The sequence below is a fragment of the Geomicrobium sp. JCM 19039 genome, assembly GCF_000698145.1.
Classification (GTDB): domain Bacteria; phylum Bacillota; class Bacilli; order Bacillales; family Marinococcaceae; genus Geomicrobium_A.
Genome location: NZ_BAXB01000011.1, coordinates 97,069 through 109,092, shown reverse-complemented (window position 1 = coordinate 109,092; position 12,024 = coordinate 97,069). Strand labels below are relative to the sequence as shown.

Here is a 12,024-nt window from a genome sequence, read left to right as displayed (position 1 = left end):
TGTGCGTTTTTACGGTTCAGGAAAGAAGTGATACAGAATCACAGCCAGTTGTGCTTCCTTTTTTTGCGATAAAAATCGCTCCGCTTCTTCTGTCAAATAGGCATGCTCGCTTGTCAGGAGGAGCCATTTTTCCTGATCTGCGACGCGATGGAAAAATTGATATAAGTTTACAGCCTTTGGCTTTTTATGCTCGAGCAACGAATACTCTAATCGTTCTTCGATGTGTTTCCAAAAGGATGCAGTCAATAAGCCATCTGTGTCTAAACGAACCGGTTGTTGACGACGAATCATCGTGAGCACAGAACGGAATAGAATTAATAGCCACGCTTCTTCGCTGTTTTTCTCCTGATCATTTAACCAGCGAAGCATTGCAGCCGGCATGTTCTGGGCTTCCATCCACTCTGACTCCTCTCGTACTTTTACTCGTGCAATATACTTCGCACCAAGCTTCCATCAATAATCGTCGTTTTCCCTACCCATACTTCGGTCGAGATGTAACTAAACTCTGGCTCTTCAATGAGTAGCACAAAGAAGTTCAAAAGAGACAAAAGTATTGATGCAAAAACAAACACCACGCACATTCTTTTTACATAATCCAGCACCTCATGCAGCTCCTCTACAACACACTTTACAACAGTGATGTATATGCAGCGTAAGCATGAAACATTAGTCTTTAAACACGATTGCACTTCTCTCATATGGAATATCGGCAACATCGAGGGAATGGTTAACGAACCTGGCAACAGTAAAGAAATAATCTGATAGTCGATTCATATAGGCAAGTACGGGCATATGAATCGTTTCAATTTCAGCCAGTGCAGCCACTTCACGTTCTGCTCTCCTCGTTTCCGTTCTGCAAACGTGTAAATTCGCTGACGCTTCACTGCCTCCAGGTAAAATAAATCGTTCAATTTTAGGGGAAAGACTCGTCCAATGGTCAATCCACTCTTCTAATTGAGCGGCGTTTCTTGCTGTTACTTTATACGCAGGGCCTTCCTTCACCGTTGCAAGATCACTCCCACAATCAAAAAGTTCGTGTTGAATGACGAGGAGTTCGCTCTCTATCTTATGAAATTCACTTTTTTTGGGCTACGGAGTGGCGCGCCTTTGCAACAAAGCTGTTCACTTCATCAATGCTCCCATAAGCTATAATTCGTTGGTCGTGCTTCTTTCGACGTCCACCGATTACACTTGTTTTGCCTTCGTCTCCGCCTCTAGTGTAGATCCGCATCAATCACTGACCTCCTATAATCACTTATGGCTTATATAGCGTCATCGTAAACGTCGTCCCTTTTCCTTCTTTACTTTGTACGACAATATCGCCACCGTGACCATCCACAATATTTTTCACAATCGCTAGACCTAACCCCGTTCCAGCGTTGCCCCTTGTTCTCGCTTTATCTGCTTTGTAAAAGCGTTCAAATACGAACGGAAGGTCGCTTTCAGGAATACCGCTACCCGTATCAATCACTTCAAATCTAACCGCGCTGTCTACATCCGTAATCTTACACACGATTTCTCCGCCTTCGGCTGTATGTCTTACCGCATTTGAGAGAAGGTTTGTTAACACTTGTTCTAGTCGATCGGGATCAGCGTGCAATTGGATGGGTGGGTCAGGAGAGACAAATCGCAATGTTACTTTTGCTTCCTCAGCCATTTTATTGAACTTAACCATCACTTTTCTCGCCAATTCGACAACTTCAATGTCTTGCTTCTCCAACGTTATATGCCCAGATTCCATTCTAGCAATATCCAATAGCTCATTAACGAGTCGACCCATTCGCAAGGATTCATCATAAATAATCTGAGTGATTTCATCTTTCTCTTTGTCTGTTTCAGCCACACCGTCCATCAAGCTTCGCTATACCCTTGAAGCATCGATATGGGTGTGCGCAGTTCGTGAGAAACGTTGGCAATAAAGTCTTTTCGCAGTTTATCGTGTTGGCGCTCTTCAGTCATATCACGAATGACGAGCACGACTCCGCGTACGTGAGATTGATCATATAAAGGCGTCATAAGAGACGCATACGTTCTGCCTTGAACCGTCACTTCTACCCATTGCTCTTGCTCTTGAGTAACGACTTTTTTAAACAACGCATCTAAACGGTCTGGTAAACGTGTCGTCTTGTCGTGATCTTCATACATGAACGCTTCTAAAAACCGTTCCGCAGGCGGATTCGTCACCATCATATCGCCACGGCGGTTTAATGTTATGACCCCATCAGCCATGCTGCTGAGAATTCTCGTAAGCTGCTCTTTTTCTTGATTCAGAGCATTAATATTATTATTTAACTGTCTACGCATCCGATTAAAAGCAATTGCCAATTGGCCAATCTCATCGTGTGTGAGCATCGGCACAGACGTATCAAACTTGCCTTTCGCAACTTCTAACGTCACTTGCCGCATTTTTCGCAAAGGTGCAGTTACCCTGCTTGAGAGGAAAAATGCAAAAAAAGTAGTCAACACAAGTCCAATCGCAGCTGCTAGTAAAATTAATCGTTTCGTTTCATCGGTTGACTCCTGCATCAACTCTAAAGAATTGTATAAGAAAATGGAATAGTCCTCAGACTCTGTAGATGCCGGGGCGCCGACGACGATGTATTCTGATGGGTCGCCACTGTATTGAGATTCGTAGGAAACGCGACTAATGACACGATCTTCCCCAGCAAAAACCGGCCGGAAACTATCATGATTGGAAAAGAACAACGGAGGGATGTACTGCCCTTCAGCAAGCGTTGCGTCCGTTGTCCAATACGGCACCTCGTCCCTAAAAATGACAATCTTCATTCCGTGAGTTCGCTCTAGTTGCCTGACTGAGCGAAAAGACTGGGGCTGGCCTTCGCCTTGCTCAATTGTTGAAACAATATATGAAGCATGGTTGCTTAAGCCATCTTCCATTTGTGAGAGGTGAAAGTTTTCGAAAAACTGATAAAGGAGTATTCCTAAAATCCCTAGGACGACCGTAACAAGAAGGAGAATGGTCATCCACAGTTTTCCGACGATACTCCTCCAAATCATTGCTTTTGTTTCACGTTTTCAAATTTGTAACCGATTCCCCAAACCGTCGTAATCATATCTCCCGCTTCTGTCGAGATGCTGTTGAGTTTCTCACGAAGCCGCTTTACATGGGTATCCACCGTCCGAAGGTCCCCAAAGAATTCATATTTCCAAACGTCTTTGAGTAGCTTTTCTCTAGAAAACACTTTGTCAGGTGAGCTTGCCAAATAATGCAACAACTCGTACTCTTTTGGTGTGAGCGATACTTCTTCATTTTGAACACTCACCCGGTGAGCATCGTGGTCAATCGTAATATAATCAAAAGCAAGTATGTTTTTCGTTTGTGTGTTCGTTTGTAAATACCGTGTTGATGACGTTCTACGCAGTAGTGCTTTCACACGTAAAATGACTTCTCTAGGGCTGAATGGTTTGACGATATAATCGTCCGTTCCTTCCTCAAACCCTTGCACACGGTTGGCTTCTTCGCCTTTAGCGGTAAGAATGGCTACTGGCGTCGCCTTTTCTTTACGCAGTTGTTGCAACACTTCAATCCCATCCATGCCAGGCATCATTAAATCAAGCAATATCAAATCATAATCTTGTTCTTTTGCAAGTTGCAAAGCGGCTTCACCGTTTTCTGCCTCTTCAACGATATAATGCTCTCTCTCAAGATACATCTTTAGTAACCTGCGAATACGATCCTCGTCATCTACGACTAAAATTTTTACATCATGGTCCATGTTACTTCCTCCTTCACACATCCAGTTAGAAACGTTATACAAGAAAGGGACGATCGATATGAACGCCCCTCCCATTTCATTCTTTTCTCATCCGATACCCTCTACGCGTACGAGTGCAAACCTGCAATCACGAGGTTAACAAAGATGAGGTTAAACATGATGATGGCAAAACCGATAACGGCGAGCCAAGCAGAACGTTCTCCGTGCCAGTTTCTAGACAACCGCAAATGTAAGTACGCGGCATAAAAGAAGAACGTGATGAGCGCCCACACTTCTTTAGGATCCCAACCCCAGAACCTTGTCCATGCAATTTGTGCATAGATCATTGCAAATGCGAGTCCACCAAGAGCGAACAGCGGAAAACCAATGGCAATGGCTCGGTAGCTTAACTCGTCCACAGTTTGCGGCTTAACACCTTTAAGTAATGGTTGCAGCATTGCACTAATGCGACGGTTTTTGCCGATAAGTCGAATGATCCAATAAAGTACGAAACCACTACCGAATGCCAGATGACGGTGTTTAAATCTTCACTAATGATCCAATCTGGCATGTTTACAAGGGGTGACATACGATCCTCCGTGAGGAGCACCCCTTCGTTAGGGCCCACAATGGCAGGAAGCCCGTACAATTTCTCTGCTTCTTCTCCATACTCGTTAATATACATAAACTCGGCTTCATAGTTAACCGCTTCAAACACGTTCGTAACAATGACGAAAGCAAGTGCTGAGAGCAACGTATACATAATGAATTCTATACCAAACGTTCGCTTCGTCATCTTCTTGCCACTAAGGTCTAACGTACGAACGAGATACACTAGACCCGCACCAAAACTAACAGCCAAAATTCCTTGAGCAACGGCCGTCGTGATGACGTGCAACGCGAGCCAGTTTGATTGTAAGGACGGAACTAGAGGCGCAATATCTGTTGAAAATACAGATGCATACGCAATGATTAGCATAACGATCGGAATGGTGAACAATCCGAGAACGTTAGACTTGTAAATGCCGTTAATGATAACAAATGCCAAACTAATACAAATCGCTAGAAACGCTGTATATTCAAACATGTTACTTACAGGCGGATGACCACCTGCAGCCCAACGTGTAAAGAAATAACTAAAGGCAAATACAACCGCAATAATTGTCGCAATGTAACCCCATGTACCCCAGCGATTGTTTTTAAATTCACCTTCTTTATTGCGAAATTTTCTTCCTGTAACCGAAACCGCATAACAAATGGTCGCGATTAGGTAGAAAACAAACGCAATGTACAGCAGATTACTACTCAACTCTGCTAATGAATTCATACAGGTACCTCCTAGTCATTGACGTATCGTCAATCACTGCCTTTTATAATCGATCTCTTTCCTCGTATTCCTCTTCATACTCTTTATCTGTTTGATCGAGTGGTTCTTCAAGTTCGGTCTCGTGTGCGAGTTCACGAATTTCTTTTTTAATGGACTCCCAGTTTTTATTCGTGTGAGCTGCAATCATAATGTTTTGTTCAGCGTCACGTTGGAGCCAAATTCTTCGGTGCGGCCAATAAGAACCTTGAACTAAACCAATTAAGAAAATAGAACCTCCGACAATTAAGAACGGGAGCGTTAAATCTTTTCGTACTTTGAGTCCAGTGACGTGGTTCGTGTCAATGCCTGCGAATGAAAAGGCGTACTGGTGGGGATCATCTTCCTCATCACGAATTTCGAAGTTCCGTTGAATCCGAATAAATGTCAGCTCTTCTTCGCCAGCATCATTTTCTGTTTGGAAAATAAAGGCCGGGTTATCAGGCACATTGTTCTCGGTTGTTGGAACGCCCTCGTCATTAATCATGAAGTTTGCAAAATAATCATAAATGTACACTTGATCGCCGTTGTCGAGCTCATAATAGTCTTCGGGGTTATTCAAGTCTACCGTAAACGTCCCTGCCGCTTCACCACTCTCTTGATCTTCCACCTCAAATGTCATCGCTTTAAGCTCATTCATTTTGTAATCCAGTTGGTAGATGGAGTAATTATCAAAGTAGAGTGGTTGATTCACTTCAATCTCGTCTTCAGAAAGAAGTTCTAGCTCACGTTCAGCACCTACGGTCGTATCTTCTTGTGCAAGATAGAGTGACGAGTGTGTTCGGAACGTCTCAATATGTTCTGCATCCGAGCCTTCCATTACACCTTGAAAACGCTCATCGGCTTCATCGTATAATTCCAAATCAAATTGTTTGTTCTCTAAGTAGTATTCTTTGGAAGTTCCTGGAATTGGCACGGTCTCTCCTTCACGAACCCACATGTTTTCGTCAATGTACATGCCTGGAAAGAACCGTAGCATTGCCCCGACAAGAAAGATGATAAGACCGATGTGATTCACATAAGGACCCAACGTGCCCAACGGCTTTTTTCAGCTAGGATATTGCCATTTTCTTCATAGATGTTGTAACGCTTCTTCTTAAGAAGCCCTTTTGCCTTGTTCATCGTTTCATCCGCATCTTCTACAGCGCTTGTACCAAATACTCTTTGGCGTTTCATGAAATTATGATGCCGGGTTACACGTTGTGATTTAAGCGCCTTGTATAATGGGAAAAATCGATCAATACTTGCAATTAAAATCGATACACCGAGTGCGGCGATTAAAAGCATGTACCACCATGATCCATACAAGTTATGGAAGCCGAGCATGTAGTACAACTCCCCAGCCCAACCGTATTCATCATAATAGAACGTTGCTGCATCTTCCCCTGGTGGAATAAATAATTCTTGTGGGAATATGGTACCGAGCGCAGACGCAAACAGCAAAATGACAATAATGGATATCCCTACTTTTACTGAAGAAAAGAAATTCCATATCTTGTCAATCATCGAGCGGTTATACGTTTGCGATCTTCTAGCAGCACCTTCATACCGCATGTTTAATAGTTCCTTGTTATCACCTGTAAGCGGTTTACCGCACGACGCACATACTTCTGTGCCGTATGGATTCGTGTGGCCGCATTCACATTTCACCTGTTCCAAAAAATCACCTCGTTCAGACTCGAGATGGCGAATATCCCAAGGAATATTATACCTGCAAAAACCCTGTCGTACCGCCTTTTTTCGCTAGTTTTTATGACGTTTATGTGACAGCCATTTCACGAAGTCTGGCGACTTCATATGGTTTTAATGGTCGGTAATCTCCGGGATTTAACTTATCTAATGTTAGAAAAGAATAGTGCTCTCTTTTTAACTTTAAAACGGGATGTCCGACAGCTTCAAGCATACGTCTAACTTGGTGATTTCTTCCTTCCGTAATGACAAGCTCAATAATGGACGTGTCGTTTTGCTTATTTCCAGACTTGAATGATGCTTTTGCTGGTAATGTTTTTCCATCCTCAAGCGTCACACCAGACGCTAGCTTTTTGAGCGTATCTTTAGAAGGCTTCCCTTGTACTTTCGCAATATACGTTTTTTTGATTTTGCTTTTTGGGTGCATCATTAAGTTTGAGAATTCACCATCGTTTGTTAAGAGAAGAATGCCAGACGTATCATAGTCAAGTCGCCCGACAGGAAAAATTCGTTCTTCCACGTCGTCAATGAGATCGGTCACGACTTGCCGGTCTTTATCGTCACTTACTGCTGATATTACTTTTCTCGGTTTATAGAGTAAATAATAAACAGGTGCTTCTTTTGTAATGAGCACACCATCTACCTCTATTTCTGCTTTCGCAGATACTTTTGTTCCTAATTCTTTGACCACATCTCCGTTTACTTTTACGCGACCTTCCGTAATGAACGTTTCGGCTTTTCGCCTTGATGTGATGCCTGCTTGAGCGATTACTTTTTGCAAGCGTTCCATCTTTTCACCCCAAGTTCTAAAATCTTGCTTTACTAAAGCTAAAGTTCCATTTTATCATACGCTTCATTTCTTGTTTTCACAAGCGACGGCGTTGAATGGGAAACAGTGCAAATCTTCCGTAAAAAAAGCCGACCCTAGGGTCGGCGACGATTACATATTACCAAACACGAGCATAACGAAGAAAATTGCTGCACATAGTCCACAAATATCAGCGAGTAAACCGACTTTTAATGCATCGCCGATTTTCTTAATGCCGACTGCACCGAAATAAACAGTAATGACATAGAGAGTCGTGTCGGTGCTTCCTTGCATCGTGGAAGCTAAACGACCGATGAAAGAGTCAGGGCCGTGCACACGAATCAAATCGCTCATAATGCCTAAAGCTCCTGTGCCTGATAATGGACGCATAATCGCTAGCGGAACAATATCTGCAGGGACACCAATGAATGCAAGCACAGGTTGGATGGCTGATAGCAAGAAATCTAAAGCTCCTGACGCTCGAAACACAGAGATGGCAACTAACATGCCGACGAGAGGAGGAATGATGGAGATGGCCAGTTGGAAACCATCTTTTGCGCCTTCAACGAATGTTTCATATGCTGGCACCTTCTTGTAAATGGCCACGACAAGGATTGTAAATAGTAAAGCGGGGATGAGATACATTGAAATGATGGAAAGGATATACATCGCTTACCTCACCCTCCCTAGCCGTGTCCGGCGCCAATGAAAATAACGGTCAATCAGGATCGCACTAGTTGCTCCTACAATTGTTGCGGCAATGGTCGTACCGATAATCTCACCAGGGTTTGCAGAACCGTACGTCATGCGAATGGCGATGACTGTCGTTGGAATGAGCGTAATGCTTGCCGTATTAATCGCAAGAAAAGTAATCATGGAACGACTGGCCTCGTCCGTGTTTCCATTTAACTTCTTTAGTTCTTCCATCGCTTTTATGCCCATCGGTGTCGCTGCATTGCCTAACCCAAAGAAGTTGGCGGTCATGTTTGACAAAATATACCCCATCGCTGGATGATCTTTTGGCACTTCTGGAAAAAGCTTACCGACGACGGGTGATAGTCGTTTTGAAAGAAATAAAAGCAAGCCTCCTTCTTCGGCAATCCTCATCATTCCAAGCCAAAATACGAGGATGCTTATGAGTCCAAAACAGAGCGTCACCGCTTGTTCTGCCCCTTCAAAAACGGCCGCGTTCACTTCTTCCATTCTACCAGTGAACACCGCGAATACTAGGCCTATGATCAACATACTCATCCATATCCAATTAATCATCTGCTCACCTCAACATCTGATGAATCCTCGACTTCAAGCGATCCCACCAAGAAGCAGCGGGCTCTTCTACAAGCGGTCTGTAAAGCGGCGCTTGGGTAATGACTTCACCGTCGAGCATGAAGCGTATGTCCGCAGCATGAGGATCTTCAGACGTTTCGTCTATCGGTTTAATTCTTGGTACAACTCTAGGCATCTCTTCCTCTGTCAGAGGAAAATCAATTTGGTCGTGCACTTCATAATCAATCGATTCATCGGAAGGCTGATGTTGCCGACTTAATGGGCCCTCTTTTACGAGTGTTTTCATTTGATACGTATCAAAACCAAATTCAAACATCCGAATGTGATCGTCCCAATCAGAAGGGGCATTCAGCGTGACCGCAATGAGCTCCATTCCATCTTTTTCTGCTGAAGAAACGAGTGTTCGACGAGCGCGCTTCGTGAAACCCGTTTTTCCCCCCGTACTATATTCATATCTTTCGGTTAACAACCGGTTTTTGTTCTTCCATACACGGTCCCATGACTCGTTCTCATTCGGTGCTCGGTGCACTTCTGTTCCCGATATATCACGAAACTCGTCCGATTGCATGGCGGCTTGCATAATGATTGCCATATCATGGGCACTTGAGTAATGCTCTTCATGATCATCTAACCGTGGGGGTTTGCAAACGTTGTGTGCTCTAATCCAAGCCTTCTAACTTGGTCATTCATTAAATATACGAATCCCTCAACACTTCCCCCGATATGTTCAGCAATCGCAACGGCGCTATCATTACCAGACCGTAACATGAGCCCATAAACCAAATCACGCAGGGTTACTTTCTCCCCTGCACGAAGGTACAAAGACGATCCTTCGGTACCTTCAGCATTCGTCGATACCGTCACGACATCATCCAAGTTCCCTTGTTCTACCGCAATCATCGCTGTCATGATCTTTGTAATACTTGCAATCCGCTTTTCACTTTCAGCATCTTTTTCATATAACACGCGACCCGATTCAACCTCAATAAGAATTGCCCCTTCCGCAGACACTGAAAATGGGGCTTCTTCCGCTTGTTCAGCTGTCGCTTCTGCACTCACGAACAACATCCCTACACAAACTAAAATCACATGGAATAATCGACGCTTCATGTTACGACCTCCTGCCGTCCTCACGACCGCTACTGTTACTGAAAATGTATGCAGGCTTGGCCAAAGTATGAACGAAGAATGAAAATGCAATTAAAAGGAACGATAGATTAGACATCGTTTTATAGAGAGGGAGTTTGAGATGGAAAATATATTTGCAGAAACAATTATCGTTCTTTCTCGAATAATTACGATCTTACCGTTACTTCTCATCATTACGCTATTCATGGGCAAACGATCCATCGGTGAACTTCCAGTATTCGATTATTTGATTATCATTACACTCGCTTCCGTTACCGGTGCTGATATAGCCGACCCTTCCGTTCCTCATTTCCATACCGTGTTTGCGATCATCGCTATCGCTGCTTTACAGAAAATATGGACAAACCTCTCCCTTCGCTATCCGAAGTTCGGTAAGAAAGTAACCTTTGCCCCAACAGTCGTGATGGTTCATGGGAAGTTTCTACCAAATAACATTCGCTCAATACAATATTCGATCGACAATGTGATTTGTATGCTTCGTGACAAAAATGTTTTCTACTTTCAAGAAGTGCAATACGCCATCATTGAAGCAAACGGTCAACTGAGCGTGATGAAAGAAGAACATGCGCAACCTGTGACGAAAGAAGACATGAACCTCCCAAATAACCCATCAAACATTTCATATCCTTTAATTTTAGATGGTCAGTTCGAAGATGAAAATGCGATGCGCTTTTCCATGAACGAACGAAACTTGATCGATCTGCTCGCCCGCCGAGGCATTAAACGACTAAAAGACGTCTATTATGCGGAAATACATACAAATGGCAACGTCGTTATTACGACACAAAACGGGGAATTGACACGGACGTCTATTCATCATTAACTTTTCTTTGATCTTTAAAAAGGTCCTTGCGCGCGAATTGAGGTGACAGGAAAACGGGAGTCAGGAGAAATGTTCGGTGTGTGAGCGCACACAGATTTAGAAGATGCAACATCCACCGTGTTTTCTTTACATTCCAAAGTACAAGGGCGACATCCGTTGGCTGGTAGCCGCACCTCAGCTCGCTAAGGCTTTATAGAGAGGCTCCAATCGTCACAGAAACTGATTTTTGTTACGGTTGGTCAAGAAAACAGTCATCATTCTCCCCCGAATGCTCAGATAAACGTCACCAACTGTCACAATAAGAAATATATGAGGCGTTTTGAACCTTAAATCAACCCGTTCACATAAAATATTCAGAGAGTAACAGTCCTTGTCCTTTATGATAGGATCACAGTTCATATCTTTTTTACAGGTGGACAAAAGTAGTACGTGTGCCTACAACGAACTCGGGAACTAGCAACGGTTAGTACCGAAGGTGTTGAAGTGAAGCTAGAAGGGTTTAGTTAGCAATCATGTTAGCGTTTAACACCGTAGTTCAGTGAATTTATTGAATTGAACTCATATAGGTTCAGACGCTTAAACATCATCACAAGATACCCGTTAGCTCGTTCCGTTTCCGAGCACGCGCACAATGGAGATAGATTAAATCCGAGGGGCTATTCCACTCCCTTACATTCACTTACAAAAAATGAACAGCCTTCGTGAATTAACCCAAGGTTGATTGACACCCACTCTTTTTCAGCACCGCGCAAAAGACATTGCATTCACTAACCGTTTTAACCCATCAAAAAACAACACGCCTTCCTGAATCGGAATGCGTGTTATTCATTGTGCTGTTATCCTTTCGGACGAAATACGAGTGCCGCTAAAAATGAAAAAATGATGGCGGCAGAAATACCTGCACTTGTAATCTGAAAGATCCCGGTAACGACACCAATGAGTCCTGTTCTGTCAGCTTCTGCTAATGCACCGTGAACGAGCTGATTGCCAAAGCTTGTAATCGGAACGGTTGCACCGGCACCAGCAAAGTCGATCAGTCGTTCGTAAACACCAATTCCATCGAGTATTGCTCCGACAACAACTAAAGTGGCCATCGTATGTGCTGGCGTGAGTTTCAGTCCGTCCATTAACAATTGACCACACACACAGATGATTCCACCAACGATAAACGCCCAGAGAAAGATCATGA

At 43.6% G+C, this 12,024-nt stretch carries 8 protein-coding genes and 5 pseudogenes; 1 reads left to right on the top strand and 12 read right to left on the bottom strand.

The features are described from left to right. Positions 1–9 precede the first annotated feature (9 nt). The 11 genes and pseudogenes from JCM19039_RS12210 to JCM19039_RS12160 form a co-directional block, all read right to left on the bottom strand. Positions 10–396, bottom strand: coding sequence for a hypothetical protein (locus JCM19039_RS12210; protein ID WP_042427489.1), 387 nt, complete (start codon positions 394–396; stop codon positions 10–12). A 23-nt stretch (positions 397–419) separates the two neighbouring features. After that, complete coding sequence (locus JCM19039_RS12205) at positions 420–602, bottom strand: hypothetical protein (RefSeq protein ID WP_042427486.1); 183 nt, start codon at positions 600–602, stop codon at positions 420–422. Positions 603–666: 64 nt separating this feature from the next. Continuing rightward, positions 667–1,231, bottom strand: a pseudogene (locus JCM19039_RS12200) (cob(I)yrinic acid a,c-diamide adenosyltransferase). Between the two features lie 24 nt (positions 1,232–1,255). Continuing rightward, positions 1,256–3,018: pseudogene (locus JCM19039_RS12195) on the bottom strand (ATP-binding protein). Next, complete coding sequence (locus tag JCM19039_RS12190) at positions 3,015–3,737, bottom strand: response regulator transcription factor (RefSeq protein ID WP_042427483.1); 723 nt, start codon at positions 3,735–3,737, stop codon at positions 3,015–3,017. Before JCM19039_RS12190 ends, JCM19039_RS12195 begins: the two are co-directional and overlap by 4 nt. A 101-nt stretch (positions 3,738–3,838) precedes the next feature. Continuing rightward, positions 3,839–5,043 (bottom strand): annotated as a pseudogene (gene ccsB, locus JCM19039_RS12185) (c-type cytochrome biogenesis protein CcsB). 43 nt (positions 5,044–5,086) lie between these two features. Then, positions 5,087–6,585, bottom strand: a pseudogene (locus JCM19039_RS27325) (cytochrome c biogenesis protein ResB). Positions 6,586–6,838: 253 nt separating this feature from the next. Beyond that, complete coding sequence (locus JCM19039_RS12175; RefSeq protein WP_042427480.1) at positions 6,839–7,558, bottom strand: pseudouridine synthase; 720 nt, start codon at positions 7,556–7,558, stop codon at positions 6,839–6,841. Positions 7,559–7,708: 150 nt separating this feature from the next. Beyond that, complete coding sequence (locus tag JCM19039_RS12170; RefSeq protein WP_042427477.1) at positions 7,709–8,245, bottom strand: spore maturation protein; 537 nt, start codon at positions 8,243–8,245, stop codon at positions 7,709–7,711. A 3-nt stretch (positions 8,246–8,248) separates the two neighbouring features. Beyond that, positions 8,249–8,845 carry a nucleoside recognition domain-containing protein gene (locus tag JCM19039_RS12165; protein ID WP_042427473.1) on the bottom strand — a complete coding sequence of 199 codons (597 nt, stop codon included), beginning with the start codon at positions 8,843–8,845 and terminating at the stop codon, positions 8,249–8,251. A 4-nt stretch (positions 8,846–8,849) separates the two neighbouring features. Further along, a pseudogene (locus JCM19039_RS12160) lies at positions 8,850–9,931 on the bottom strand (D-alanyl-D-alanine carboxypeptidase family protein). 181 nt (positions 9,932–10,112) lie between these two features. On the opposite strand from JCM19039_RS12160, the gene JCM19039_RS12155 reads away from it, so the two are divergent. Then, entirely contained in the window at positions 10,113–10,835 is a 723-nt protein-coding gene (locus tag JCM19039_RS12155; RefSeq protein ID WP_042427471.1) for a DUF421 domain-containing protein, read from the top strand. Positions 10,836–11,671: 836 nt separating this feature from the next. Here the strand turns inward: JCM19039_RS12155 and spoVAE are convergent. Then, positions 11,672–12,022, bottom strand: coding sequence for a stage V sporulation protein AE (gene spoVAE / locus JCM19039_RS12150; protein ID WP_042397537.1), 351 nt, complete (start codon positions 12,020–12,022; stop codon positions 11,672–11,674). Positions 12,023–12,024 lie beyond the last annotated feature (2 nt).

Bases quoted from the DNA above. Each gene is read 5' to 3' on its own strand.
- JCM19039_RS12165 (WP_042427473.1), bottom strand. From the start codon at position 8,845: ATGATTAATTGGATATGGATGAGTATGTTGATCATAGGCCTAGTATTC.
- JCM19039_RS12210 (WP_042427489.1), bottom strand. From the start codon at position 396: ATGGAAGCCCAGAACATGCCGGCTGCAATGCTTCGCTGGTTAAATGAT.
- JCM19039_RS12190 (WP_042427483.1), bottom strand. From the start codon at position 3,737: ATGGACCATGATGTAAAAATTTTAGTCGTAGATGACGAGGATCGTATT.
- JCM19039_RS12175 (WP_042427480.1), bottom strand. From the start codon at position 7,558: ATGGAACGCTTGCAAAAAGTAATCGCTCAAGCAGGCATCACATCAAGG.
- spoVAE (WP_042397537.1), bottom strand. From the start codon at position 12,022: ATGATCTTTCTCTGGGCGTTTATCGTTGGTGGAATCATCTGTGTGTGT.
- JCM19039_RS12170 (WP_042427477.1), bottom strand. From the start codon at position 8,245: ATGTATATCCTTTCCATCATTTCAATGTATCTCATCCCCGCTTTACTA.
- JCM19039_RS12155 (WP_042427471.1), top strand. From the start codon at position 10,113: ATGGAAAATATATTTGCAGAAACAATTATCGTTCTTTCTCGAATAATT.